Raw genomic sequence first — 26,507 nt, 5'->3', positions numbered from 1 at the left:
CGCAAGATAGGAAAAATGCTAATCAATCTCAACCCCACGGTTTCACCCTTGATTAAGAGCCGCAGCGCAGGGTGCGACAAGTTGGAGGCGAGTGATGTATTTGAAAAAAGTATCAGGACCGCGGCATGTTACGCTGCCCGATGGAAAAATCCTCAGCCGGGCGGATCTGCCGCCCGGCGACACCCGGCGGTGGGTGGCCAGCCGCAAGGCCACCGTGGTGCAGGCGGTTATCCATGGTCTGATGCCCGAGGAAGAGGCACTGGATCGCTATGGCCTGTCGGCCGAGGAGTTTTCGCTGTGGCGGCGTGCGGTGGAACACCACGGAGAGATGGCGTTGAAAGTGACCCTGATCCAGAAATTTCGGTGACGGAGAAACGTTCAGGTTTTCTTCCACTTGAGTAACGGTGTGTTAACCATTTACCCGCAAAGGTGCCGTTAAGGATGATCTGATCACGGAACACACTCATGCGCATCTTGCTGGTCGAAGACGATCCCGCCACGTCGCGCAGCATCGAACTGATGCTGACGCATGCCAACCTGAACGTCTATTGCACCGACATGGGTGAAGACGGGATCGATCTGGCAAAGGTCTATGACTACGATCTGATTCTGCTGGATCTGAATTTGCCGGACATGAGCGGGCACGATGTTCTTCGCCAGCTGCGCCTGGCCCGGATCAACACGCCGATCCTGATCCTGTCCGGCGCGGATGATACGGACAGCAAGATCAAGGGTTTCGGCTTCGGTGCCGACGATTACATGACCAAGCCCTTCCACCGTGACGAGTTGATTGCCCGCATTCACGCGATCATCCGGCGGTCCAAGGGACATGCGCAATCGGTCATCCGCACGGGCCGGATCGATGTGAACCTTGATGCGAAAACGGTCGAGGTGGAGGGAAAGACCGTCAACCTGACGGGCAAGGAGTATCAAATTCTGGAACTTCTGAGCCTGCGCAAGGGGACGACCCTGACCAAGGAGATGTTTCTGAACCATCTCTATGGCGGCATGGACGAACCCGAACTGAAGATCATCGACGTTTTCATCTGCAAGCTGCGCAAAAAACTTGCCGAGGCGACGGGCGGCATGAACTATATCGAGACGGTGTGGGGGCGGGGATATGTCCTGCGCGATCCGGTGATGGACGAGCGGAAGGTCGCCGTCGGCGCATAAGGGCTGGACTGTCCGCGGCGGGATTTCTACATCACCGTGGACTTGGGCCCGGAGGGATGCGTGAAAACGGTCGACGATCTGACGATGGACGAGGCGGCGGCCGAGCTTGCCGATCTGGCACAGCGGCTGGCGCAGGCGAACGACGCTTATCATCGCGATGATGCCCCGACCCTGACCGACGCCGAGTTCGATGCCCTGAAGCGGCGTAACCAGGCGATCGAGATCCGGTTTCCCGAGCTGAAACGCCCCGACAGTGCCACCGACCAGGTGGGGGCGGCCCCGTCCGACGCGTTCGGCAAGGTTCGGCACGCGGTCGCGATGCTCAGCCTTGCGAATGCGTTCGACGACGATGCCGTGGTCGATTTCGACGCCCGCATCCGCAAATACCTGACGCATTCCGGCCCGTTGAATTTCACCGCCGAACCCAAGATCGACGGCCTGTCGCTGTCCCTGCGGTATGAGCACGGGCAACTGGTGCAGGCCGCCACCCGCGGGGATGGAGAGACGGGCGAGAATGTGACTGAAAACGCCCACACCATCGCTGACATTCCTCAGGTCCTGAAAGGGGCACCCGAGGTTCTGGAGGTGCGGGGCGAAGTTTACATGGCGCATTCGGATTTCGATGATCTGAATGCGCGGCAGGTGGAACGCGGCGGCAAGACTTTTGCCAACCCCCGCAACGCGGCGGCGGGCAGCTTGCGCCAACTGGACGCGTCGATCACCGCCAGCCGCCCGTTGCGCTTTTTCGCCTATGCCTGGGGGGAGGTGTCGGCACCGCTGGCCGACACGCAGCACGGCGCCATTGGGCGGCTCGGGGCCTTAGGGTTTGTCACGAACCCGCTGACGCAGCTCTGTTCCTCGCCCGAGGAGATGGTTGCCCATTACCGCGCAATCGAGCAGATGCGGGCAACGCTGGATTACGATATCGACGGCGTCGTCTACAAGATCGACGATCTTGCGTTGCAGCGACGTCTTGGGTTCCGGTCGGCCACGCCGCGTTGGGCCATCGCGCACAAGTTTCCGGCGGAACTTGCATGGACCCGGTTGACGGACATCGACATTCAGGTGGGCCGCACGGGGGCGCTGTCGCCCGTCGCCCGTCTTCATCCGGTGACGGTGGGCGGGGTCGTCGTCCAGAACGCCACCCTTCACAACGAAGATTACATCGCGGGGCGGGATTCCAAGGGCGCAACGATTCGCGACGGCAAGGATGTGCGCATCGGCGATTGGGTTCAGGTCTATCGCGCGGGGGACGTGATCCCCAAGATCGCGGACACCGATCTGGCCCAGCGCCCGAAGGACAGCGAACCCTATGCCTTCCCGCACACCTGCCCGCAATGCGGGTCCGAGGCGATCCGGGCCGAAGGTGACGCGGTGCGCCGTTGCACGGGCGGCTTGATCTGCCCCGCCCAGGCGGTGGAGCGGTTGAAGCACTTCGTGTCCCGCAACGCCTTCGACATCGAGGGGCTGGGGGCGAAACAGGTCGAGGCGTTCTATACCGACGGCTGGATCACCCGGCCCGCCGACATATTCACCTTGAAGGACCGGTATGGGTCGGGCCTGCAGCAGGTGAAGAACCGTGAGGGGTGGGGCGCGAAATCCGCAGACAACCTGTTTGCCGCTATCGAGCAGCGTCGCACCATTCCGCTGCACCGGCTGATCTTCGCCTTGGGAATACGGCATGTTGGCGAAAGCTCGGGCCAGTTGCTGGCGCGGCATTACGGATCCTGGTCCGCCTTCGAAGGGGCGATGGCCCGCGCCGAGGTCGGGCAGGGACATGAGTGGGAGGAGCTGATCTCCATCGACGGGGTCGGTGCGGTGATGGCGACATCGCTGGTGGTGACGTTCCAGAATGCGGCGGAACGGGCGGCCATCGACGATCTGGCCCGTCATCTGGATGTTCAGGACATGCAGCAGCGCCACGTGGTCGAGACGGAGTTGACGGGCAAGACCATCGTCTTCACCGGAACCCTGGTCAAGATGACGCGGGCCGAAGCAAAGGCGCGGGCCGAGGGATTGGGCGCAAAGGTGTCGGGCTCGGTCTCGGCGAAGACGGACCTTGTCGTGGCGGGGCCGGGGGCCGGCAGCAAGGAAAAGCAGGCGCAGGCGCTTGGTGTTCGCCTGATTGACGAGGATGGGTGGATCGCGATGATCGGGGACGCATGATGCGCCCCGAAGCGCTGTTCCCCTTGTTCGCCGATCTGGAAACGCTGGAGGGGATCGGGCCGAAGACCGCCGCCGCATTGCGTGGCGCGGGGATCGAGCGGCCGGCCGATCTTCTGCTGCATCTGCCCTATTCCGCCATCGACCGGCGTCGCCGCGACAGTCTGCGCGACGTGACCCCGCCGACCGTCGCCACGGTTCAGGTGACCGTGGGCCAGCATCTGCCGCCGCGGGCGAAGGGCGGGCGATATCGCGTCAACCTGTGGGATGGGACGGTCGATTTTCAGGCCGTCTGGTTTCACGGGCGGGCCGATTATCTGACCCGCCTGCTGCCACCGGGGGGCACGCGCCTTGTGTCCGGCAAGGTGGAGATGTTCGACGGCCAGTTCCAGATGGTTCATCCCGACCACGTCCTGCCGCCAGAGGAGGCGGATCGGCTGCCCTTGTGCGAGCCGGTCTATCCCCTGACGGCGGGCGTCACGCAAAAGCAGATCGCGAAGGCCGCGCAGGGGGCATTGGACCGCCTGCCACCGCTGGAGGAGTGGATAGACCCGCATCTGCGCGCGCGCGAAGGGTGGCCCGATTGGGCTGGCGCCCTCCATGCGCTGCACGATCCGAAAGTGCCGGGCGACGTGGCACCGGACGTGCCCGCCCGCCGCCGTCTGGCCTATGACGAATTGTTCGCCCATCAGATCACACTGGCCATGGCACGGCAGTCCCATCGCAAGCAGGCTGGACAAATCTCGCGCGGGACGGGGAAGATTGCGGCGCGGGCATTGGCCAGCGTTCCTTTCCCCCTGACGCAGGCGCAAGAGCGGGCGGTGGACCAGATCCGCGCGGATATGGCCGAACCCCACCGGATGAACCGCCTGCTGCAGGGGGATGTGGGCTCCGGCAAGACGATGGTCGCGTTTCTGGCGCTTGTCACGGCGGTGGAGGCGGGCGGGCAGGGCGTCCTCATGGCCCCGACCGAGATCCTTGCACGGCAGCATGGCGAAAGCCTGGCGCCGTTGGCGCAGGCCGCCGGGGTGCGGCTGGCTGTCCTGACGGGGCGCGACAAGGGGGCCGATCGGGCGGCAAAGCTGACGGCATTGGCGCAAGGCGATGTGGACATCCTGATCGGCACCCATGCGGTGTTCCAGGCGGACGTGCGGTTTCACGACCTGCGTCTGGCGGTGATCGACGAACAGCACCGCTTTGGTGTAGCGCAGCGGATGGAACTGTCGTCGAAGGGCGTGGCGGACGTTCTGGTCATGACGGCCACGCCCATTCCGCGCAGCCTGTCCTTGGCCTCCTATGGCGATATGGACGTGTCCGTGCTGGATGAAAAGCCGCCGGGACGGATGCCGATCACCACCGCCCTGATGTCCACGGACCGGCTGGAGGAGATCGTGGCCACGTTGACGGCCCGCGTGGCCGAAGGGCGGCAGGCCTATTGGGTCTGCCCCTTGGTGGAGGATAGCGAGGTTCTGGACTATGCCTCGGCCGAGGCGCGGTTCGCGCAGTTGCGGGCGGCGATGGGCGATGTGGTCGGGCTGGTCCATGCGCGGATGCCCCCCGCCGACAAGGACGCGACCATGACCCGCTTCGCGGCGGGCGATCTGCGGGTTCTTGTCGCGACGACGGTGATCGAGGTCGGGGTGAACGTGCCCAACGCCTCGATCATGGTGATCGAGCGGGCGGAGACCTTCGGCTTGGCGCAGCTGCATCAGTTGCGGGGCCGCGTTGGGCGGGGGAGCGTCCAGTCCACCTGTCTCCTTCTCTATCAATCCCCCTTGGGCGAAACGGCCCGTCGCCGCCTGCAGATCCTGCGGGAAACGGAAGACGGCTTTCGGATCGCCGAGGAGGATCTGGCCATTCGCGGGGCGGGCGATCTGATCGGAACCGCGCAGTCGGGGCTGCCGAAATTCCGGGTGGCGGACATGGATCGCCATGCGGGGTTGATGGCGCTTGCCCATTCCGACGCCCGGGCGTTGCTGTCGCAGGATCCTGCGCTGAAAGGGCCAAGGGGGTTGGCCGTGCGCAACCTTTTATGGCTGCTGCGGCGAGACGAGGCGATCCGCATGTTAAGGGTTGGCTAATAGTTCTTACTAAGTTCTTTACACGTTCCGAGAATCGTGAGAACAATGGGGCAACGCAAAAAGGAGTGCCCCATGAAGACCGTCGCTCATGTCATCCTGCATCACCCGCACCGCACCCTGATCGAGGATGCGCTTGGCGTCATTGCCCTGTTCGCCGGATTGTTCACCGGCCTCCATCTTGCGTTCTGAGTTGCCCGCGCGGTCTGCCTGACGCGCCACCTGCCGCCGCCCTTCAGGGGTGGCGGCTTTTTTCCATCGCGGCCAGCAAGGCCTCGAACGGCAGCAATACCGAGGCGTGACGCGCCGGAACCGCCCGCGCCGGGGCAAGCGCGTCAAATCCCGCCGGGGCCGGCGATCCCGCCAGCATCGCGGCGACGGCATCCCGAAGGGCCAGCACCGCTCCCCTGTCCAGTCCCACCGCCATCTGCGCCACCTTCGCGGCCGAAGCCTGGCCCAGAAGGCAGGCGCGAACATCCTGCGACAGCGCGACAAGACGGTCGTCCCGCATCACCACGGTCGTTTCCACCCGCGATCCGCAGGTGGGGGATCGGCACGATCCCTGTCCCGTCGCCTCCCGCAGCGCGATCGGTGGGGGCAGGGCGCTGGCCAGGGCCAGAAGTTCGGTGGAATAAAGATCCGGCATCGTTTTCTTTTCCTCGGCTTCCCCGTAGATAGGCACGACCCCACCCGAGGAAAAGCATGACCTTCGATCCCCTCACCCTCACCTATGACGCGAACGGCCTGATCCCGGTCATCGCGCAGGACCATCAGACGCGGGACGTGCTGATGATGGCGTGGATGAATGCCGACGCCGTGGCCCGCACGCTGGAAAGCGGGCGGATGACCTACTGGTCCCGATCGCGGCAGGCGTTCTGGGCCAAGGGCGAGACGTCGGGGCATGTGCAGCGCCTGGTGGATCTGCGCATCGATTGCGACCGCGACTGTCTTCTGGCGCTGGTCGATCAGACGGGACCGGCCTGCCACACCGGGCGGCGCACCTGCTTTTACACCGCGCTGCATGACGGGGTGGAAACCGAACTGATGACACCGGAGGTCTGAGATGGCGCGCACACCGCTTTTGCAATTGAACGATATTTCGCTGACCTTCGGCGGCGATCCGGTGTTCGACGGGTTGTCGCTGGTGGTGCAGCCGAACGACCGGGTGGCGCTTGTGGGCCGGAACGGTTCGGGCAAGTCAACGCTGATGAAGGTGATGGCGGGTTTGGTGGAGGCGGATCGGGGCGAGCGAACGTTGGCCCCCGGTGTGACCACCGGCTACATGGAGCAGGATCCCGACCTGTCGGCCTTTGAGACATTGGGCGATTTCGCGGCCTCGGCGCTGGAGGCGGGCGAGGAATACAAGGTTGCGATGGTGGCGGAGGGGCTGAAGTTCGACCCCGAAACGCCCGTCGCCTCCGCCTCGGGCGGAGAGCGCCGGCGGGCGGCCCTGGCCCGGCTTCTGGCGGCCGAGCCGGAGCTGATGCTTCTGGACGAGCCGACCAACCACCTTGATATCGAGGCGATCCAGTGGCTGGAGGACCGTCTGCGCAACACCCGCGCGGGCTATGTCCTGATCAGCCACGACCGCGCGTTCCTGAAGGCGCTGACCAAGGCGACGCTGTGGATCGACCGCGGCATGGTTCGGCGGCGCGAACAGGGGTTCGATGGGTTCGAGGAGTGGCGCGAGGCCACTTGGGCCGAGGAGGACGAGGCCCGCCACAAGCTGGATCGCAAGATCAAGGCCGAGGCGCGGTGGGCGGTCGAAGGCATCTCGGCCCGCCGCAAGCGCAACCAAGGCCGCCTGCGCGCGCTGGCCGCGATGCGGGATGAACGGGCGGGGCAGATTCGTCGGCAGGGAACGGCGGCGCTGGAACTGGACTCGGGCCCGATCTCGGGCAAGCGGGTGATCGAGGCCAAGGGCATCGCCAAGGCGTTCGGCGACCGGACCGTCCTGCGGCCGTTCGACATCCGCATCCAGCGTGGCGATCGGGTGGCGTTCGTCGGCCCGAACGGCGCGGGGAAAACCACGCTTCTGAAGATGCTGACGGGGGAACTGGCGCCCGATACCGGATCGGTGACCCTGGGGTCGAACCTGTCGGTGGCGGTGTTCGATCAAACGCGGGCGCAGTTGGACGGCAATGCCAGCCTTTGGGAAAACCTGACCGGTGACCCGCTTTTGGGTGTCTCGGGGCGGGCGGATCAGGTCATGGTGCGCGGCACGCCCAAGCATGTCGTCGGGTATCTGAAGGATTTTCTGTTCGACGAAGGACAGATGCGGGCGCCGGTCCGATCGCTGTCGGGTGGGGAAAAGGCGCGCCTTCTGCTCGCGCGGATCATGGCACGCGAATCGAATGTGCTGGTTCTGGACGAACCGACGAACGATCTGGATGTCGAAACGCTGGACCTGCTTCAGGATATACTGGGGGAGTATGACGGGACGGTGTTGCTTGTAAGCCACGATAGGGACTTTATCGACCGGGTGGCGACCGCCACGGTGGCGATGGATCGTGATGGAACCGCGATGATTTACCCCGGTGGGTGGAGCGATTTCCAGGCGCAGAAGCCCGAGGCGGCGGCGTTGGAAACCGCCCCCCTTGCCTCCCCGACCCGGACATCCCACCGCAAGGCTTCCCCCCCCGGTCCGGCGCTGTCTTTCACCGAGCGCAAGCGCCTGGAGGAGCTTCCAATCGTTATTTCACGGCTTGAAGCGGAGATCGGTAAGCTGGGCGAGTTGCTGGCGACCCCCGACCTTTTCACCTCTGAACCTTTGAAGTTCCGCAAGGCGACCGAGATGCTGAGCCAGCGACAGACCAGCTTGAGCGAGGCAGAGGAGGAATGGATGACGCTGGAGGACAAGGCGTCCCCGTGATCCGGTTCCGTGACATTTTCGTGAACAGTGGGGGGTGGCGTTTTCCGAACGAACGTACAATTTCTCCCCCAATCCCAGCGGCAGAGTCGCTTGGATGGAACGAATGGAGATACAAGTTATGAAACGTTTTGCAGTACTCGCCCTTGGCACCGCAGCCGTCGTTGCAGCCCCCGCCGCATTCGCTGGTGGCCCGGTTGTCGTGGCTCCGGAGCCCGTCGTGGCTGCTCCAGCCCCGGTCGTCGTCGCTCCGGTGACCGGCGCTTGGGAAGGTGGCTATGTCGGTGTGCAACTGGGCTACGGTGACGGCGGCCAAGCCGACGGCGACGGCGCTCTGGGTGGTGTGCACGCAGGCTACCGTTGGGACCTCGGCTCGACCGTTCTGGGCGTGGTCGGTGAATACAACGCCACCGACTTCGAAGGCAGCAACGGCCTGATCAAAGGCAACGAGCTGGGCTCGCTGCGCGGTCAGATCGGCTACGACCTGGGCAACACGCTGGTCTACGCTTCGGCCGGTGTCGCACGTGCGGACATCGACGTGGGCAACGAATCGTTCAACGACACCGGGTATGTCGTCGGTCTGGGCGTCGATTACGCCGTGACGCCGAACTGGATCCTGGGCGGTGAAGTCTCGACCTACTCGTTCGACGATCTGGACGGCTCGGGCGTGAACTACAACCCGACCACGGTTGCGCTGAAAGCTTCCTACAAGTTCTGATCCGACAGGATCCGAACACGAAAGGGCGCGGAGGAAACTCCGCGCCCTTTTGCATTTCCAAGCCGTCCGCGCTTTGATAACCCGTGCGGAACGGAGGCCGCCATGACACCCATCACCCTGTTCAACGCGAAAACCCGGACCGAGGAGGCCTTCGTGCCCATCGATCCGAAGCGGGTGCGGATGTATGTCTGTGGCCCCACCGTCTATGACCGCGCCCATCTGGGCAACGCACGTCCGGTCATCGTGTTCGACACGCTGTTTCGGCTGCTGCGCCATGCGTATGGGGTGGATCACGTCACCTATGTCCGCAATTTCACGGATGTGGATGACAAGATCAACGATCGCGCCGCAGCGACGGGCCGCCCCATCCGCAACATCACGGATGAGACGATTGGCTGGTATCACGCCGATATGGACGCGCTTGGCGCGCTGCGGCCCAGCCATGAACCCCGCGCCACCGATTACATCGCCCAAATGATCGCCATGATCGGGGTGCTGATCGACCGTGGCCACGCCTACGCTGCGGAGGGGCACGTCCTGTTCGACGTGCGCAGCTATGCCGATTATGGGCGTTTGTCGGGGCGATCGGTCGATGACATGATCGCGGGCGCGCGGGTGGAAGTGGCGCCGTTCAAGCGCGATCCGATGGATTTCGTGCTGTGGAAACCCTCGGACGAGAGCGTTCCGGGTTGGGACAGCCCGTGGGGCCGTGGGCGGCCCGGTTGGCACATCGAATGTTCGGCCATGGCGCATGACCTTCTGGGCCCGGCATTCGACATTCATGGCGGCGGGATCGACCTGCAATTTCCGCACCATGAGAACGAGATCGCGCAAAGCTGCTGCGCGCATCCCGAAGCCGATTTCGCGCGCGTCTGGATCCACAATGAAATGCTTCAGGTCGAAGGCCGGAAGATGTCGAAGTCGCTGGGGAATTTCTTCACCGTTCGGGATCTGTTGGATCAGGGCGTGCCGGGTGAGGTGATCCGACTGGTGATGCTTCAGACCCATTACAGCCGTCCGATGGACTGGACGGCGGCGAAGGCGGCGCAGGCCGAAGGCACCTTGCGCAAATGGCGCGGCCTTGTGGCGGGCGTGGAAGCGGGGATGCCTGCGCCGGCGGTCGTGGCGGCCTTGGCCGACAACCTGAACACGGCAGGCGCGATTGCCGAGATGCACAAGCTGGCCTCCTCGGGTGATCGTGCGGGGCTGGCGGGGTCGGCGGCGCTTCTGGGTCTGCTGGGGGCCGATATGGGGGCGTGGGCGACGGTCGAAGGGCCTTCCGCCGAAGTGTCCGATCTGGTGGCCGACCTTCTGACCGCCCGCAGCGCGGCCCGCGCGGCCCGCGACTTTGCGCGGGCGGATGCGCTGCGCGACGGGTTCGTCGCGGCGGGGGTGGAGGTCAAGGATACCGCGCAGGGGGTGGAGTGGACGCTGACGCCCGCGTTCGACCTGGAACGCCTGAAGGCCCTGCGGTGAGCTTGGACGCCTGCGCGGCCCTTGTGGCCAAGGGCGATCCCGATCGCTTCGCCACCGTTTTGGCCGCACCGGTTCAGGCGCGTGCGCGTCTCTTGCCGCTCTATGCCTTCAACCTGGAACTGGCGCGCGCCCCATGGGTCAGTGCGGAGCCGATGATTGCCGAAATGCGCTTGCAGTGGTGGCAGGACATTGCGCAGGACATGGGAACCACTCCCCCCCGCGCGCATGAGGTGGCGACACCATTGGCCGAGCTTGTCGCATCGCAGAACCTGCCGGTGACACTGCTGGCCGAAATGGCGGAGGCGCGCCGGTGGGACATCTATCGCGATCCGTTCCGGGATCGTGCCGCGTTCGATACCTATCTGGATCATACGGCGGGGCATCTCATGTGGTTGGCGGCAAAGGCCTTGGGCGCTGCGCCGCAGGTCGAAGGTCACGTTCGCCGCACGGCGTGGGCGGGGGGGCTGGCCAGCCTGCTTTGCGCCGTTCCGGAACTGACGGCGCGGGGGCGGCATCCGCTGCCCGAAGGCGATATCCGCGATCTTGCGCAAGAAGGGTTGCGGCAGTGGGCGGACGGGGGCAGGGTGCCGCGATCGGTCGCGCCGGCCTTGTGGCCCGCCTGGCAGGCACCCGCGATCCTTCGACAGGCCTTGCGCGATCCTTCGCGGGTTGCCGAAGGGCGTCTTGGGGTGTCTGACGCCCGCAAACGGGGCGGGCTGCTGTGGCGCGCGATGCTGGGCCGAACGTAAGGAGACGACATGGACGGTGAACTGAAATTCGAACGGCGGGCCGCAAAGTCCGGGGCCGCCCGCAGCATGGTTATGTTCCTGCACGGATATGGCGCGAACGGGGCGGACCTTCTGGGTTTGGCGGACCCATTGGCAGACCACCTACCGGACACCGTGTTCGTGGCCCCGAACGCGCCCGAGCCGTGCCGGAACAACCCCTTCGGCTTTCAGTGGTTTCCCATTCCGCGTCTGGATGGATCGACCCCGGACGAAATGACCGACGGCTTTGCGCGGGCCGAGAATGGGTTGAACGCCTTCGTCGATCGTTGCCTGACGGCTGAAGGTGTGTCGGCCGATCGGTTGGTGCTGGTCGGATTTTCCCAAGGGTCGATGATGGCGTTACAAATCGCCCCGCGCCGGACCGAGGCCATGGCCGGGGTTGTGGCCTTCTCAGGCCGATTATTGAACCCCGAACGCCTGATGTCGGAGGTGGTTGTGCGTCCGCCCGTTCTTCTGGTGCACGGCGATCAGGATGAGATGGTCCCGTTCGACGAGATGGGCCTGGCCGGAAACGCCCTTGTCGCTGCGGGTATGGAGACTTTCGGCCATGTCATGAAGGGAACCGGGCATGGCATCGCGCCGGATGGGCTGTCGGTGGCGTTGGCCTTCCTGAAGGACCGGATCGGCTGACGTCACACTCCTGTCACGCGGTCGTGCCATGGCTTGCACATGGTCAAGGGTGTTGCGCGATCACCGACGCCATATATAGTGATCGTGGCGGCGCAATGTCCGGCGGCGGGGGTGAGGTATGATGTTCGATCCAAGCATACATTCGATACGGGCCAGCCTGCGGGCCGGGACCGCATTCGATGCAGCATTTCTGACAAGCAAGCGCGTGGGTTCCACGCGCTTTTTTCATATCATGGGGGTTGGACAACCATGAATGTTCCGGTGGGAAATCTTCGCACCCTTGTGCTGAACGCCGATATGCAACCGCTCAGTTGGGCGCCCTTGTCGGTGTGGTCGTGGCAGCAGGCCTTGGTCGCGGTTCTGCAGGACCGCGTGGTCCAGTTGAAAACCTATGACGATGTGCTGATCCATTCGTCGCGGGACGCGTTCGAAGTGCCGGCGGTCGTCGCACTGAAACGCTATCGCAAACGCAAGAAGGTGTCGTTCACCCGCTACCACGTTTTTTTGCGGGACGAATTCACCTGCCAGTATTGCGGCGAACGCTTTGCCGCGGGGGATCTGACGTTCGATCATGTCCTTCCCAAAAGCCGGTCGGGGCATTCGCGATGGGACAATATCGTCACCGCCTGCGGGCCGGACAATTTGCGAAAGGCGAATCGAACGCCCCGCGAAGCGGGAATGAAACTGCTGCGCCAACCGTTCGAGCCGACACCCCGCCAGTTGGACGCGGCCGCACGCCGCTTGCCCTCGGCCAAGACCGAGCTTCACAAGACGTGGATGGACTTTCTGTATTGGGGCAGCGAGCTGGAGGGGTGACCCCAAGGGCACAGGCCTTCAGGGTCCGTGGGTTTCAGTCACTGCCGAAGATATCGCGGGTGAAAACCTTGTCCGCCACGTCATCCAGATCCTCGGAGCGTCGATTTGCAACGATCACGTCGCAGCGCGCCTTGAAGGCATTCAGGTCATGTTCCACCGCCATGCCGATGAACGTGGCGTCGGCCAGCATCGGCTCATACACGACGACCGTGATGCCCTTGTCCGCAAGTCGCCGCATCACCCCTTGAATGGAGCTTTGACGGAAATTGTCCGAGCCCGCCTTCATCGCAAGCCGATAGACGCCCACAGTCCGGGGGGCCAGAGCGGCAATCTGATCGGCGATGAAATCCTTGCGGATGCTGTTCGCCTCCACCGTGGCCTTCATCAGACGCTGGGGAATATCGGAATAGTTGGCGAGGAGCTGCTTGGAATCCTTGGGAAGGCAATATCCGCCATATCCGAAGGACGGATTGTTGTAATGATCGCCGATGCGTGGATCGAGGCCGATGCCTTGGATGATCTGACGCGCCTGCAGCCCATTGCTCATGGCATAGCTGTCCAACTCGTTGAAGAAGGCGACCCGCATGGCAAGATAGGTGTTGGCGAAAAGCTTGATGGCCTCCGCCTCGGACGAATCCACGAACAGGACCGGCGCATCTTTGGAGACCGCGCCCTGAACCAAGAGCTCGGCGAAGGTCCTCGCGCGGTCCGACTGTTCCCCCACGATAATGCGTGACGGATGAAGATTGTCGTGCAAGGCGCGGCCTTCGCGCAGAAATTCCGGGCTGAAGATGATCTGGGAACAGTTCAGGCGGGCCCGGACATCCTTGGTGAAGCCCACGGGAATGGTGGACTTGATGACGATCGTGGCGGAGGTGTTGACGGCCATCACGTCCGATATGACCTTTTCCACCGACGATGTGTCGAAGAAATTTGTCACCGGATCGTAATTCGTCGGCGTGGCGACGATGACGAAATCGGCGTCGGCATAGGCGCTGGCGCCATCCGTCGTCGCGGTCAGATCAAGCGTCTTCGTCTTCAGATAGGCCTCGATATCGGCATCGACGATGGGAGAGGTTCGCGCGTTCAGCTTCGCGACCCGATCGGCGTCCAGATCGACCGCCACCACCGGATTGTGCTGGGCAAGCAGCACGGCATTTGACAGGCCGACATATCCGATGCCCGCCACTGCAATCTTGTAGGCCGTCATGACCGTCCACCCGGATACTGGTTCGCCTCGAAATCCATCAATGCCGTGAATTCGTCGATATACTGCTGCGCCTGCAACAATTCACGCGACTTCTTGGCATTTCCAGCGGCGCTTTTCACGTCCGACCGGATGTGCTTGAGCTCTGCGGAAACGGATTTCAGCAACCCCTCCAGTTGCGAATGCCGTTTGCGGGCGGTCAGCAATTCATACACGTCCCATGTATGCCCCTCGCGCAGGCGGTGAACGATGGGCCAGATGGTTTTCCCGACAAAGCTTTCGGCAAGGGGACCGTTCCAGATATCTGCGGGAATGGTCGGCAGAACCCGCGCGGCACGCTCGATATACGCCCAGACCGCGCCCGGTTGCAGACGGTCGAGATGCCAGGTCATGTTGTTGACCAGCCATCGGGCCGACAGCACCCGCTGTTCGGTGTTTTCCGGCGCGATTTCGGTAAAGATCGTCTCGAAATGCGTGAAGAACGCGCTCAGCTCGTCCCCGGTGGAGGTCATGGTTTGCCCCGGCCGGTTCACCCGGTGGTGGCAGACGATCTGGTTGATGAAGGTGATGCTTTTCGCCAGACGGCAGACGCGCCAGTGAAACGGATTGTCCTCGAAGAAGTAATTGCCTTCGGGGAAACGGATCCGGTGTTCGCGCAAGAAGGACGCGCGATAAAACTTGCGCCAGGGAACGGCGATCAGGTCAAGCGCCTTGGTCCGCGCCTCGTCCAGCGACCACAGGGGATTGATATCCGACCACTTGCCGGCATCGGCCGGGTTCTTCTTGGCGTTGTTCTTCTCGTCATGTTCGAGATAGTTGCAAAAGGCGATGTCGGCGCCGCTTCTTTCATAGATGCGGCGGGCGCGGTGGAAATTCTCCACCTCCAGAAAATCGTCGCCGTCCACGAAGAAGATCACGTCGCGGGTGGACATGTCCATGCCGATATTGGCCGGAATGCCCACACCGCCGATGGTGTTGACCCCAAGATGCGCGGCCGTGAACTCGACCCCCATGCCCTGATTTTCCTGAATGAACGCGTCGATGATCGACGGGGTCCGGTCCGTGGAATTGTCGTCGATGATGACGATCTGGTCGCCGGGGCGCGTGCACGCCTTCAGGCTGTCCAGACATTGGCGGATGTAGGGGTCGATGTTGAAGGTGGTTACGATGAACGATATCTGCATCACGACCTGCCCGAGATGATCCGGTTGATTTGGCCGATCGCCGCCGGATTGCGATAGGCGGTCAGCACGATTTCGGGCCGCGTGAAGTTGCTGCGGAAGAACTCGCGGCTTTGCGTATGCAGGTCCGAATGATGTTCCTCATCGATGTTGTTCCAGGCCCAGCCGATGATGCGGCAGCAGAAATGGATGAACGGCTCGACATAGACGGCGCTGCCTTCGGTGCGCTTCAGCCGCTCGGCGGTTTCCGTCAGCGCCTCGAAGATGCGAAGACGTTCGGCGCTGCGGCGGTTGGTCAGGCGGGTGCCGCCTTCAACGACGAAATGCTCCGCCCCGATCGTCTTTGTGCACAGGATGGTGGTGGCGGCGATAAAGCTGGTCCAGTGCAGTTCGATGTCGTTATGCACGGGAATTTCGGTGCAGCGGATATTCTCGGATGTCAGGAAATCCCGGCGATAGATCTTGTTCCAGGGATAGGCCGAGAGCTGGGCCAGATGCGCCGCATCCGTCATGTTCAGCCGACGGACCTGATCCGTGGCGCGCGCGGCGTCCCACAGGCGTTCTTCGCTGGCGAAGGTGCCGCGGTGGGAATGAACGCGGCTGTCATGATGCCGGAAGATGCAGAAATCGAAGTGGCGATCCTCGATCTCGGTCAGGATATCCTTGATGCCCGGGGCCAAAAGATCGTCGGAATCGAAATACAGGACGTGATCGCAGGACGCGGCCTGAAGGCCGTAATTGCGCATCGCGCCAGCGCCCTGCTGACGGTCGCTGCGCATATAGATGATCTGGGGATGGTCCAGATCCTCCAGCCCGAGGGCGGCGGGGGAGTGATCCTCGTCCGAGGCGTCGTCGCAGATGATGATCTCCGCCGCGATGCCATACTCGATGATCTGGTCCACCAGCCGTTTCAGGCCGGACCGGTCATTCCAGACCGGAATGATGACGGATAACGCAATCATGTCCTGTCCCTTCCGATCACGCGATGAACAGGCGGATATCGGAAATGGTGAAGGCGCTGTCGGTCGGCGGGAAGAAGACGATCAGGTCACGTTCGACCTTGCCGCGCGGGTGGTGGGCGGGAAGGTCGTCCAGTTTCAGGATGTCCAGATGCGTGCTGGGTTCGCTGAAGGCCACGATGTGCTTGGTGAAGAATTCGTCCACGAAGTTCTGGGTGCCCGACCGCAGGCACACCCGCATGGCCACCGCCTCTTTCGCCGTGGACCGGACGACGATCCCCAGAACCGCTTTGTCCTCCAGGCTCACCTCACCCAGATTGATGTGAAGCGCGACCCATTTCGGGGCGGTTTCGGAGGTGTAATTGACCGAGATCAGCCGCCCGGCGCCGCTTTCGAACGAGCCCGAAACCTTGGCGTCCATATCCACCGACAGATGGATCCCCGGCGCGACACGCTGCTGATCGGCAACCTTGCCACGGCCTGTCGTCGTCTTGGCGACATCAATCACGTGGTTGAAGTGAGAATCCCGGCCCAGATTGACGTTGTCGACCATGGTAAACCCTTATCTTGAACTGTATCAGGGGGCAGCGGCCTTCCCCGGGGAAGGCGTATCGGTCACCCTTGGTGAAGGCAAGCGCTGTTCGGCCATTTTGTCCGGCGGGATTGCCGGAATGGCAAAGTCTTGCACAGCCGGGTATGAAAGATCAAAGCCCTTGCGGGCCTGAACGAAAAGTGGAGCCTTTCTCGATGTCGGTCCCTCCTGCGGGCACGGTGGCGAAGATCGCCGTCGCGCCGATGATAAACTGGACCGACCGCCACTGTCGGTTTTTCCACCGGCAGATCACGCGCCATGCGCGGCTGTTCACCGAAATGGTCGTGGATCAGGCGATCATTCATGGTCCACGCGACCGCCTGTTGGGATTTCATCCCGCCGAACACCCGGTGGCGCTGCAGATCGGCGGTTCGGAGCCGGAGGTGTTGGCAAGGGCGGTGCGGATCGCCAATGATTACGGATATGACGAAATCAACCTGAACGTCGGATGCCCGTCGGATCGGGTGCAGTCGGGCTGTTTCGGGGCCGTGCTGATGAAGTATCCGGCACGCGTATCCGATTGCCTTATCGCCATGCGCGAGGCGGCACGCGTGCCGGTTTCGGTGAAATGCCGCATCGGTGTCGATGATCAGACACCGGAGGAGGTGTTGCCCCATTTTCTGCAGATGGTGTCCGATACCGGCATCCGGCAAGTCACGATCCATGCGCGAAAAGCTTGGCTCAAGGGGTTGTCGCCAAAGGAAAATCGCGAAATTCCGCCGCTGGACTATCCCTTGGTGTTTCACATGAAGGCCGAGTTTCCCGACCTGTCCATCGCCCTGAATGGTGGGGTGCAGACCCTTGATGACGCGCGCCGCCTTATTGACCGGGGAGTGGACGGCGTCATGATCGGGCGGGCCGCCTATCACGATCCCATGTCGGTGCTGGCCGGGGCGGATACGCTCTGGGGCGGGGCCGCGACCGTCGCACCCGCCGAGGTGGTGGCGCGCATGCGGCCCTATATCGAGGATCATCTGCGTGAGGGGGGGCGTCTTCATCAGATCACCCGCCACATGCTGGGTCTTTACACCAACCGCCCGGGCGCGCGGCTGTGGCGGCGTATCTTGTCCGAACACGCCACGCGCGACGATGCCGGGTGGGATGTCATGGACGCCGCCCTGGCCGCCGTCGAACCCTAGCGCGCCAGATAGGCCATCCGGTCCAGCGCGCCCTGAAGAATGTATCCGGCGGCCACGTGGTCGATCACCTCGGCCCGGCGGCGGCGGGAGGTGTCGGCCTCCAGAAGCGCCCGCTCGGCAGCGACGGTTGACAGACGTTCGTCCCAGAAGCCGATGGGCAGATCGGTCAACCGCGACAGATTGCGGGCAAAGGCGCGGGTCTTTTGCACCCGCGGCCCCTCGCTCCCGTCCATGTTCAGCGGCAGGCCGAGGATCAGCCCGACCAGCTGCCGTTGCCGCACGATGGCCAGCAGCGCCTCGGCATCCACGGTGAATTTGGTGCGGCGGATCGTCTGAAGCGGGGTCGCCACGTTGCGGAACAGGTCGGAGACCGCGACGCCGATGGTCTTGTCGCCGAAATCCAGACCCGCGATCGCGCCATGCGGGGGCAGGGCGTTGAAAAAGGTTTCAATCGTCATTCCAACCCCAGTTCGGCAAGGGCGGCGTCCAGGGCCGCGCGGTCGTCATCCGTCGTCATCGCGGCCCGACCCCGCTGCCACGCGTCGCGCGCCGCATCCGGCCGTCCCAGCACAGCATAGGCGCGCATGAGGCGCATCCATTCCTCGGCATCTCCGCCGTCGGAGTTCAGACGCGCGGCAAGGCCGTCGACCATGCCCTGCACGGCGCGGGCCTGATCTTCCGGGGGCAGGGCGGCGATGTCGGTGGGCGCGGCTTCGGGCGGCGTCCAGGCGACACCGGCGCGCATGGCGATGTCGGGCATGATGGCCAGCACATCCGTCCGCCACGCGGCGTCCGGCGCGACCCGCAAGGCGTGGTTCAGATAGCGGTAGGCCAGATCGGGCCGACCGCCCTGCGCCATCGTCATCCCCATGAGGTAGAGCGCCGTCGGCTGATCGGGATTGCGGCTCAGACCCTGCCGCAGGACGCTTTCGGCCTCGGGCGAGACATAGCCCCCCGCCGCGCGCACCATCAGTTCCCCCAAGGTCCCAAGCTGATCGCCATCGGTATCGGAGCCAAGCGAGATCAGATGACGCTGGGCCGTCGCCGCCGCGGCATAGTTTCCAAGCGCCGCCTCGTTCCGAACCAGAAGCCGCAGACCCGCGATATCGTCAGGCCGCGCCGCGACCGCGTCCCGCAACTGCTGGACAAGGCCTGCATAGGGCGGATCGACGGGGCGGTCGGCGGGCGGGGCCGTGCGTTCCGCCTCCGCCTGCGAGGGGCGGTCGGCGCGCGAGGCCTCGATCCGCTCCACCCGGTCGGCCAGCCCCAGGTCCGGGTATCCCGGCGCGCCAAGATGAAGATAAAGCGGAAGGGCCAGCGCCGTCAGGGCCGCCACCCCGGCGATGCCCCAACCCCGGCCGAGGGCGGTCGAAGACGGACGGGCGGCGCGATCGGCCTCCAACATGCGGCGCGAGATTTCCACGCGCAGACGGTCCGCATCCTCAGCAGATACGGCGGCGCGGGCGACATCGCGGTCCAATTCCGCCAGTTGCTGGCGATAGACGTCCAGATCGGGGGCGGTGTGCGGCCTTGGGCGCCGCAGCACGGCCCGCGCCAGCGCGGCCGCCCCAAGGGCCGTCATGCCGCCCGCCGCGGCCCAGAACACCATCATCTGCATCTTCACCCACTTTCCCGCGCAAGCTTTACGCGCAGCACCGGCCAAGGGAAACCCCGAAGGAACCGGGCCTGATCCTGCGCGTTCGGTGATCACGTCTTGAAAGGACCCCCATCAGATGCCTCAGGAAGAACACAGTTCAAAACATGCGCGGCGCGGTCCGATGAAGATCGTCTTCACGGTCATCCTTGTCGGGCTGGTCGTGATCATCGGCACGGTTCTTCTGACCGGAAACACACCCACCGATCAGACGGATCCGCCCGTGACCTCGCAGGGGAACTAGGTCAGCCTGCCGCAGCCCGGATGGCGCGGATGTTGTTCCCGTAAACGCCGGCGTTCTCCACCGAGCCCCCTTTGAAGACAGCCGATCCCGCCACAAGAACATCGGCCCCGGCCCTGCGCATCAGCGGGGCCGTTTCCGGCGTGATGCCGCCATCGATCTCGATATGGATGGGACGGTCGCCGATCATGCGGCGCAGGGCTGCGACCTTGTCGATTTGCGAATGGATGAACTTCTGCCCGCCGAACCCCGGGTTCACGGTCATCACGCAGACAAGGTCCACGGAATCCAAGAGATACTCGACCGCGTCGATCCCGGTTCCGGGGTTCAGCGCCAGCCCCGCCTTGCATCCGGCGGCGCGGATCGCCTGCAGGGTGCGGTGAATGTGGGGACCCGCCTCGACATGGGCGGTGATGATGTCGGCGCCCGCTGCCGCGAAGGCGTCGATATAGGGATCGACCGGTGCGATCATCAGATGCACGTCCATGACCCCCTTGATATGCGGTCGCAACGCGGCGCAGGTCTGGGGCCCGAAGGTCAGGTTCGGCACGAAATGCCCATCCATCACGTCGACATGGATCCAGTCCGCGCCCTGCGCCTCGACCGCGCGACATTCGGCCCCGAAGGCGGCAAAATCGGCGGACAGGATGGAGGGGGCGATCTTCAGGCTGCGATCAAAGGTCATGGCGGGCCTCATGCTGGGACAGGCATCCTATATCCGGGGGGCGGGGGTTTGAAAACCGGTCTTCGCCCCGGCATCGGTCCGCATCCCATGGCATATCGCTGCAAAGCTTGTATGATGGCGCACCAGCCGAAGGACGTCTCATGACCCGCACCACCGCCCGCACCGGCAATCTTGTCGAACGTGTCAGCCAGGCCCTGCGTGCCGAAATCGCTAAGGGGCATCTGAAGCCCGGAGACCGCCTGCCGTCCGAGGCGCGCCTGACCGAGGTGCATGGCGTCAGCCGAACCGTGGTGCGCGAAGCGGTTGCGGCGCTGCGCGCGGATCGTCTGGTGGAGGCGCGGCAGGGGGCCGGGGTCTTCGTGCTGGAGGCGGCCCCGGTGGAGCCGGCGCCGTTTCAGAACATCGACTATGTGCGCCTGTCGTCGGTGATCGAGATGCTGGAACTTCGCACCGCCGTGGAGGTGGAGGCGGCAGGACTGGCCGCGACGCGCCGATCCGCTCTGCAGGAGGAGCGGATACTCGACGCGTTCCGTGCCGTGGGGGCCGCCATAGCGTCGGGCCAGCCGACGACCAGCGTCGATTACGACCTGCATCTGGCCATTGCCGAGGCGACGAACAACCCGCGCTTTACCGAGTTTCTGGCGCTGGTCGGATCGAAGGTGATTCCGCGCCATGCAATCGAGCGGGCGGAGGCGGCGCCGACCGCCTATCTTTCGCAGATCCAGGATGAGCATGACCGGATCGTCACCGCCATCCTGTCCGGTGACGAGGAGGCGGCCCGTCAGGCGATGCGGGTTCATCTGCGCGGCTCCCAATCACGCTATCGCGCCCTGCTGCGCGGATAGTCATCATACAAGTATTGACGCCTGTATGGTAACATGCGTAATCATGGCCCTGACGCGCTGCCAATCAGGGGGATTCCATGGCTCAGGCACTCAAGACCGCACTCGGCTCGGGACTTCTGTCCTTTCCGGTCACGCATTTCGATGGCGAGGGCGCATTCGCGGCGGACAGCTATCAAAGCCATGTCGAATGGCTGGCCGGCTATGACGCGCCGGTTCTGTTCGCGGCCGGGGGCACGGGGGAATTCTTCTCGCTGACGCCGGCCGAAATTCCGACCATCGTTCGCGCGGCGATCGAGGCGGCGGGCGACACGACCATCGTGTCGGGCTGCGGATACGGCACGGAAATCGCGGTCGAGATCGCGCGGTCGGTCGAAAAGGTGGGGGCGAAGGGCATTCTGCTGTTGCCGCATTACCTGATCGACGCGCCGCAAGAGGGGCTGTATCGCCATGTGAAGGCGGTGTGTCAGGCGACCGATATGGGCGTCATGGTCTATAACCGCGACAATGCCGTGCTGACCGCCGACACGCTGGCACGCCTGTGCGACGAATGTCCGAACCTGATCGGTTTCAAGGACGGCACCGGCGATATCGGCCTTGTGCGCCAGATCACGGCCAAGATGGGCGACCGGCTGACCTATCTGGGCGGTATGCCGACGGCGGAACTGTTCGCCGAGGCCTATCTGGGGGCGGGGTTCACGACCTATTCCTCGGCCGTGTTCAACTTCGTGCCGGGGCTGGCTGTCGAATTCTACACGGCGCTGCGGGCGAACGATCGAGCCACGTGCGAGCGTATCCTGAACGAGTTCTTCTATCCGTTCATGGCCATCCGCAACCGCCAGAAGGGCTATGCCGTGTCCGCGATCAAGGCCGGCGTGCGTCTGCAAGGGTTCAACGCGGGCAAGGTCCGCCCGCCGATCACCGACCTGAATCCCGAAGAAGAACGGATGCTGGACGCCCTGATCGAGCCTCATCGCCGCAAGAAAGCGGCCTGATCCTCCATGAAGGTCACACGCGTTCGGACGCACCTTCTGGATCACCGTCTGGAGGTCGCGTTCGAAAGCGCCTCCATGCGGTTCGACCGGCGCACCCATGTGCTGGTGGAGGTTGAGTGCGATGACGGAACGGTGGGCTGGGGCGAATGCCTCGGCCCCGCCCGCGCCAATGCGGCCGTCGTCGCGACCTATGCCCAATGGCTGATCGGGCAGGACCCGCTTCAGACGGAGAAAATCTGGGCGACGCTTTACAACGCCCTGCGCGACCAGGGGCAGAGGGGGCTGACGATCACCGCGTTGTCGGGCATCGACATGGCGCTGTGGGACATCAAGGGCAAGCATTTCGGCGTTCCCATCGCAACCCTTCTGGGTGGGCGGTTCCGCGATCATGTGCGCGCCTATGCCACCGGCAGTTTCAAACGTGATGGCGTTGACCGCGTGGCCGACAATGCCGAGGAAATGGCCGGGCACCGCGCCGCCGGATTTCATGCCTGCAAGGTCAAGATCGGGTTCGGTGCGGCGGAGGATCTGCGCGTCATCGCCGCCGTGCGCGACGCGATCGGCCCCGACATGCGTCTGATGATCGACGCCAATCATGGATATGATGTGATCGAGGCGGTTCGCGTCGGTCAGGCCGCCGCCGATCATGATATCGACTGGTTCGAAGAGCCGGTCACGCCCGAACACCTGGCCGCCTATCGCGAGGTGCGCGCCCGCCAGCCCATTCCGGTCGCCGGGGGGGAGACGTGGCACACCCGCTGGGGCCATCGCGAACCAATCGAGACGCGGGCGGTGGACATCATCCAGCCCGACCTTGCCGGATGCGGCGGGTTCACCGAGGCGCGACGGATCGCCGATCTGGCCGCGCTGCATGGGGTTCGCGTGGTGCCGCATGTCTGGGGCACGGCGGTGCAGATCGCGGCCGCGCTGCAGTTCATGGCGGCGATGGTCCCGTCGCCCGTCCGCACGTCCCCCGTCGAACCGATCCTGGAATTCGACCGGACGCACAATCCGTTCCGACAGGCCATCGTCACGACCCCGATCGACCATGTGAACGGCACGGTCGCCATTCCTGCGGGACCGGGTCTTGGCATCGAGATCGACCGCGCCGCGCTGCGCGAATTCGCCCCGAAGGAGATTTGAATGGACATGATCCGTACCCTGACCGGCACGCCGCCGGACACGATTCTGCCGCGCGGCACCATCGACACGCAGATGCACATGTATTTGCCGGGATACGATGCCCAACCCGGCGGGCCGCCGATTCCACCGGGCGCGCTGCCCGATGCCGACCAGTACCGGCGCTTCATGAAATGGATCGGCATCGACCGCGTGGTGATCACGCAAGGCAACGCGCATCAGGCCGACAACTCCAACCTCGTCGCCTGTCTGGAGGAGATGGGCGACATCGCCCGGGGTGTTTGCGTGATCCGCCCCGATACCCCGGACGCGGAGATCGAGCGGCTGAGCCGGGCCGGTGTGGTCGGCGCGCGCGTCATGGATTTGCCGGGCGGGGCGGTAGGATTGTCCGCGTTGGAAGGCGTGGATGCGCGCGCCAGGTCGGCCGGTTGGGTGACGGCGGTGCAGTTCGACGGCAGCAATATCCTCGATCATGAGGCGCGTCTGGCAACACTGCAAAGCCGCTGGATCCTGGACCATCACGGGAAATTCTTCTCGGGGGCAGGGCGGGCGCAGATCGATGCCGTGAAACGTCTGATCGATGGCGGGAACTGCTGGTTCAAATTTGCAGGCGTGTATGAATCCAGCCGCTCGGGCGGGCCGGATTACGCCGATGTGGCCGCCGTGGCGCGGGAGATCGCATTGCACGCGCCGGAGCGGATTCTGTGGGGCACGAACTGGCCGCATAATCTGGCCAAGACGACGGAAGAATATCCCGATGATCGCGCACTGACCGACACCGTGCTGTCCTGGCTGCCGTCGGACGCGGCACGACAGCAAGCGCTGGTCGCCACGCCTGAGCGGTTGTTCGGGTTCGGCGCGTTCTGATGGCATGGCGGAGCCTGTGACAAGGCTCCGCCATATCCGGTCAGTCCTTGTGGATCGGATCCTGGGTGAACATCCCGCCCTGATAGGCCGCGTTCGGGTGATCGACCGGCGGGGCCGCTTCCTTCGCGTCCAAAGCCGCGCGAAACACCTCGGAATTGCTTTGCGGACGCCAGCCAAGATACCGCGCGGACGAATTGTCCCACCATGTGCAATCGTTGTCCGACACGCCCCAGATTATCGGGCATCCCAGCTTCGGCGCGGTGAAGCAGCGCTGGATCAGGTCAACGAAATCGTCATGCGACATCCATGTGGACAACATGCGGTGGTTCAGCGGCTGCTCAAAGCAGGATCCGATGCGGACGATCGCCGTCTCCTGGCCGAATTTCGAATGATACATGCTGGCCATGGCCTCGCCGAAGCATTTGGACACGCCATAGAGGCCGTCGGGCTTCATGGGCATATCGGCGGTCAGCCGGGTGGTCTGGGGGTAGAAGCCGATCGTATGGTTGGAGCTGGCGAAGATGATCCGGGGGTGCCCATGCGCGCGGGCAGCTTCATAAAGATTGTAGACGCCGCGCAGGTTGCCGTTCAGGATCTTCTCAAAGCTTTGTTCCACCGAGATGCCGCCCAGGTGAAGGATGCCGTCGCATCCCGCCACCAGATCCATGACGGCGGCCTCATCGCCCAGATCGCAGGACACCAGTTCCTCGTTTTCGGCGGCGGCGCCCAGATCGGCAATATCCGACAGGCGGATCTTGCGGGCGAAGGGACGCAGCTTTTCCCGAAGAACGCGGCCAAGTCCGCCAGCGGCGCCGGTGATGAGTAGGCGTTCCATGACATCTCCCATGTTGTCTTGCGGGGAATATCATACAGTCATCAGGCAGATCGTCTAGGTTGTCATACCTATGTGGCGATAGATTTAAATCACATAACTATGATTAGCAGTATTGTCCCGCAGCCCAACCGGAAGACCACGCCCACTGGAAATTGTAGCCGCCAAGCCACCCCGTCACATCGACGACTTCGCCAATGAAATAAAGGCCTTCGACGTTCTTTGCCTGCATTGTCCGCGCGTCCAATGCATCGGTGTCCACGCCGCCCAAGGTGACCTCGGCGGTGCGATAACCTTCGGTTCCGACCGGCTTCAGCACCAGAGCGTGAATGACACTCTCAATCCGGTCGATCGCGCCGTTGGACAGCGCCCCGATGGCCGGAACCTCTCCGCATCGGCTTTCCAGAAACCGTGCGAGCTTTTCCGGCATGATGCGGTTCAAGGCCGTGCGAAGCGCGATCCGAGGTTCGGTTTGCCGCAAGGCGCGCAGGTGGGCGGTGATGTCGCGCGCGGGCGCAAGGTCCAAGGTCAGCGTCTCGCCCTCGCGCCAATAGCTGCTGGCCTGGAGAATGGCCGGTCCGGACAGGCCACGATGTGTGAACAACACCGGCTCTTCGAACCGCGCCCCGGTGGTGGCCACCGCATCGACGGCAAGGCCCGACAAGGGTTTGATCGACGACAATTCCTGTTCGGCAAACGTCATGGGCACCAGTGCGGGCCGTGTTTCGGTCACGGACAGGCCGAATTGCGCGGCAATCTGATACCCGAATCCCGTGGCGCCCATCTTCGGGATGGACTTGCCCCCGGTCGCCACGACGACGCTGTCAGCCTCGACCACCCCGCGCGCGGTGGCGATGCGGTAGCCCTGCCCCACACTCTCGATCGAGGTGTTGAGCCATAGTTCCACCCCCGCATCGTTCATCTGCCGCAAAAGCATGTCCACGATCTGTGTGGATGGGCCGTCGCAGAACAACTGGCCCAAGGACTTCTCGTGCCAAGCAATTCCCGCCTCATCGACCCGTGCGATGAAGTCCCACGCGGTGAAACGTTTCAACGCCGACAGGGCAAAACGCGGATTGCGGGACAGAAACCGGTCCACGGCAACGCCGGTATTGGTGAAATTGCACCGCCCCCCGCCCGAGATACGGATCTTTTCCCCCGCCGCCTTGGCGTGATCGATCACAAGAACCCGGCGACCGCGGCGCGCCGCCTCGATCGCACAGAACATGCCCGCAGCGCCGGCACCCAGAATGGCAACATCAACCTTTTTCATGGGTGTATTCCTTATCTTTTCAAAATGATGCGGACAATGCGCGTTTTTTTCGCGTTTCCCTCTTGCGGCAGTTTTGCATCCTCGCTAAAAGCCGCTTCACGCAAGTTGGGGCGTCGCCAAGTGGTAAGGCAGCGGTTTTTGGTACCGCCATTCGCAGGTTCGAATCCTGCCGCCCCAGCCAAGTTTCCT

General features: G+C 63.8%; 26 protein-coding genes and 1 tRNA gene. 17 read left to right on the top strand and 10 right to left on the bottom strand.

The features are described from left to right. The first annotated feature begins 94 nt into the window (after positions 1–94). The 4 genes from sciP (at position 95) to recG (ending at position 5,417) form a co-directional block, all read left to right on the top strand. Positions 95–367, top strand: coding sequence for a CtrA inhibitor SciP (gene sciP / locus MU449_RS07265; protein ID WP_244737364.1), 273 nt, complete (start codon positions 95–97; stop codon positions 365–367). 98 nt (positions 368–465) lie between these two features. Next, positions 466–1,173 (top strand): response regulator transcription factor CtrA, encoded by a 708-nt coding sequence (gene ctrA, locus MU449_RS07260; RefSeq protein WP_244737362.1) that lies wholly within the window; start codon positions 466–468, stop codon positions 1,171–1,173. An 84-nt stretch (positions 1,174–1,257) separates the two neighbouring features. Continuing rightward, positions 1,258–3,339: an NAD-dependent DNA ligase LigA gene (gene ligA, locus MU449_RS07255; protein WP_244738981.1), complete on the top strand. Its 2,082-nt coding sequence runs from the start codon at positions 1,258–1,260 to the stop codon at positions 3,337–3,339. Then, the gene (recG, locus tag MU449_RS07250; protein ID WP_244737361.1) at positions 3,336–5,417 is read left to right on the top strand and encodes an ATP-dependent DNA helicase RecG; all 2,082 of its coding nucleotides are present in this window, start codon (positions 3,336–3,338) and stop codon (positions 5,415–5,417) included. Before ligA ends, recG begins: the two co-directional genes overlap by 4 nt. A gap of 232 nt (positions 5,418–5,649) precedes the next feature. Here recG and MU449_RS07245 read toward each other — a convergent pair whose 3' ends face one another. Further along, positions 5,650–6,060, bottom strand: coding sequence for an iron-sulfur cluster assembly scaffold protein (locus MU449_RS07245; RefSeq protein WP_244737360.1), 411 nt, complete (start codon positions 6,058–6,060; stop codon positions 5,650–5,652). 56 nt (positions 6,061–6,116) lie between these two features. On the opposite strand from MU449_RS07245, the gene hisI reads away from it, so the two are divergent. The 7 genes from hisI (at position 6,117) to MU449_RS07210 (ending at position 12,711) form a co-directional block, all read left to right on the top strand. Then, positions 6,117–6,476 (top strand): phosphoribosyl-AMP cyclohydrolase, encoded by a 360-nt coding sequence (gene hisI, locus MU449_RS07240; RefSeq protein WP_244737359.1) that lies wholly within the window; start codon positions 6,117–6,119, stop codon positions 6,474–6,476. 1 nt (position 6,477) lies between these two features. Next, positions 6,478–8,286, top strand: a complete 1,809-nt coding sequence (locus tag MU449_RS07235; RefSeq protein ID WP_244737358.1) for an ABC-F family ATP-binding cassette domain-containing protein — start codon at positions 6,478–6,480, stop codon at positions 8,284–8,286. 118 nt (positions 8,287–8,404) lie between these two features. Continuing rightward, positions 8,405–9,001, top strand: coding sequence for an outer membrane protein (locus tag MU449_RS07230; protein ID WP_244737357.1), 597 nt, complete (start codon positions 8,405–8,407; stop codon positions 8,999–9,001). A gap of 102 nt (positions 9,002–9,103) precedes the next feature. Then, on the top strand, positions 9,104–10,477 hold the full coding sequence (gene cysS / locus MU449_RS07225; RefSeq protein ID WP_244737356.1) for a cysteine--tRNA ligase: 1,374 nt from the start codon (positions 9,104–9,106) through the stop codon (positions 10,475–10,477). Then, complete coding sequence (locus MU449_RS07220; protein WP_244737355.1) at positions 10,474–11,226, top strand: phytoene/squalene synthase family protein; 753 nt, start codon at positions 10,474–10,476, stop codon at positions 11,224–11,226. The genes cysS and MU449_RS07220 overlap by 4 nt, the downstream gene beginning before the upstream one ends. A 9-nt stretch (positions 11,227–11,235) precedes the next feature. After that, the gene (locus tag MU449_RS07215) at positions 11,236–11,895 is read left to right on the top strand and encodes an alpha/beta hydrolase (RefSeq protein ID WP_244737354.1); all 660 of its coding nucleotides are present in this window, start codon (positions 11,236–11,238) and stop codon (positions 11,893–11,895) included. 261 nt (positions 11,896–12,156) lie between these two features. After that, positions 12,157–12,711, top strand: a complete 555-nt coding sequence (locus MU449_RS07210; protein WP_244737353.1) for an HNH endonuclease — start codon at positions 12,157–12,159, stop codon at positions 12,709–12,711. A gap of 34 nt (positions 12,712–12,745) precedes the next feature. Here MU449_RS07210 and MU449_RS07205 read toward each other — a convergent pair whose 3' ends face one another. The 4 genes from MU449_RS07205 to MU449_RS07190 are packed head-to-tail and all read right to left on the bottom strand — an operon-like array spanning position 12,746 to position 16,611. Further along, positions 12,746–13,921 carry a nucleotide sugar dehydrogenase gene (locus MU449_RS07205; protein WP_244737352.1) on the bottom strand — a complete coding sequence of 392 codons (1,176 nt, stop codon included), beginning with the start codon at positions 13,919–13,921 and terminating at the stop codon, positions 12,746–12,748. After that, entirely contained in the window at positions 13,918–15,102 is a 1,185-nt protein-coding gene (locus MU449_RS07200; RefSeq protein WP_244737351.1) for a glycosyltransferase family 2 protein, read from the bottom strand. The genes MU449_RS07205 and MU449_RS07200 overlap by 4 nt, the downstream gene beginning before the upstream one ends. Then, on the bottom strand, positions 15,102–16,061 hold the full coding sequence (locus MU449_RS07195) for a glycosyltransferase family 2 protein (RefSeq protein WP_244737350.1): 960 nt from the start codon (positions 16,059–16,061) through the stop codon (positions 15,102–15,104). The genes MU449_RS07200 and MU449_RS07195 overlap by 1 nt, the downstream gene beginning before the upstream one ends. Before the next feature lie 16 nt (positions 16,062–16,077). Further along, positions 16,078–16,611: a hypothetical protein gene (locus MU449_RS07190; protein WP_244737349.1), complete on the bottom strand. Its 534-nt coding sequence runs from the start codon at positions 16,609–16,611 to the stop codon at positions 16,078–16,080. Positions 16,612–16,805: 194 nt separating this feature from the next. Between MU449_RS07190 and dusA the strand changes: the two genes are divergently transcribed. Beyond that, positions 16,806–17,789: a tRNA dihydrouridine(20/20a) synthase DusA gene (dusA, locus tag MU449_RS07185; protein ID WP_280517640.1), complete on the top strand. Its 984-nt coding sequence runs from the start codon at positions 16,806–16,808 to the stop codon at positions 17,787–17,789. Here the strand turns inward: dusA and ruvX are convergent. The 3 genes from ruvX to rpe form a co-directional block, all read right to left on the bottom strand. Further along, positions 17,786–18,247: a Holliday junction resolvase RuvX gene (gene ruvX / locus MU449_RS07180; protein WP_244737348.1), complete on the bottom strand. Its 462-nt coding sequence runs from the start codon at positions 18,245–18,247 to the stop codon at positions 17,786–17,788. The genes dusA and ruvX overlap by 4 nt on opposite strands. Continuing rightward, positions 18,244–19,407, bottom strand: a complete 1,164-nt coding sequence (gene ccmI, locus MU449_RS07175) for a c-type cytochrome biogenesis protein CcmI (RefSeq protein WP_244737347.1) — start codon at positions 19,405–19,407, stop codon at positions 18,244–18,246. The genes ruvX and ccmI overlap by 4 nt, the downstream gene beginning before the upstream one ends. Positions 19,408–19,688: 281 nt before the next feature. Further along, positions 19,689–20,369: a ribulose-phosphate 3-epimerase gene (rpe, locus tag MU449_RS07170; RefSeq protein ID WP_244737346.1), complete on the bottom strand. Its 681-nt coding sequence runs from the start codon at positions 20,367–20,369 to the stop codon at positions 19,689–19,691. A gap of 140 nt (positions 20,370–20,509) precedes the next feature. Between rpe and MU449_RS07165 the strand changes: the two genes are divergently transcribed. From MU449_RS07165 to MU449_RS07150, 4 genes are all read left to right on the top strand, one after another. Continuing rightward, positions 20,510–21,214: a FadR/GntR family transcriptional regulator gene (locus MU449_RS07165; RefSeq protein WP_244737345.1), complete on the top strand. Its 705-nt coding sequence runs from the start codon at positions 20,510–20,512 to the stop codon at positions 21,212–21,214. Between the two features lie 77 nt (positions 21,215–21,291). Further along, a complete protein-coding gene (gene kdgD, locus MU449_RS07160) occupies positions 21,292–22,206 on the top strand; it encodes a 5-dehydro-4-deoxyglucarate dehydratase (protein WP_244737344.1) in 915 nt (304 codons plus the stop codon). A gap of 6 nt (positions 22,207–22,212) precedes the next feature. Continuing rightward, entirely contained in the window at positions 22,213–23,349 is a 1,137-nt protein-coding gene (locus tag MU449_RS07155) for a mandelate racemase/muconate lactonizing enzyme family protein (RefSeq protein ID WP_244737343.1), read from the top strand. Further along, positions 23,350–24,213, top strand: a complete 864-nt coding sequence (locus MU449_RS07150; RefSeq protein WP_244737341.1) for an amidohydrolase family protein — start codon at positions 23,350–23,352, stop codon at positions 24,211–24,213. It begins immediately after the preceding gene. Positions 24,214–24,253: 40 nt separating this feature from the next. Here the strand turns inward: MU449_RS07150 and MU449_RS07145 are convergent, their stop codons facing one another. Together MU449_RS07145 and MU449_RS07140 are read right to left on the bottom strand one after the other, a co-directional pair. Further along, the gene (locus MU449_RS07145; RefSeq protein WP_244737340.1) at positions 24,254–25,048 is read right to left on the bottom strand and encodes an NAD-dependent epimerase/dehydratase family protein; all 795 of its coding nucleotides are present in this window, start codon (positions 25,046–25,048) and stop codon (positions 24,254–24,256) included. Between the two features lie 103 nt (positions 25,049–25,151). Continuing rightward, positions 25,152–26,318 carry a BaiN/RdsA family NAD(P)/FAD-dependent oxidoreductase gene (locus MU449_RS07140; RefSeq protein WP_244737339.1) on the bottom strand — a complete coding sequence of 389 codons (1,167 nt, stop codon included), beginning with the start codon at positions 26,316–26,318 and terminating at the stop codon, positions 25,152–25,154. 106 nt (positions 26,319–26,424) lie between these two features. On the opposite strand from MU449_RS07140, the gene MU449_RS07135 reads away from it, so the two are divergent. Next, a tRNA-Gln gene (locus MU449_RS07135) sits at positions 26,425–26,499 on the top strand. Positions 26,500–26,507: the final 8 nt, after the last annotated feature.

The organism is Falsirhodobacter halotolerans (assembly GCF_022899245.1).
GTDB classification, from domain to species: Bacteria; Pseudomonadota; Alphaproteobacteria; order Rhodobacterales; family Rhodobacteraceae; genus Falsirhodobacter; species Falsirhodobacter halotolerans.
This window is presented reverse-complemented; position numbering and strand designations above follow the sequence as displayed.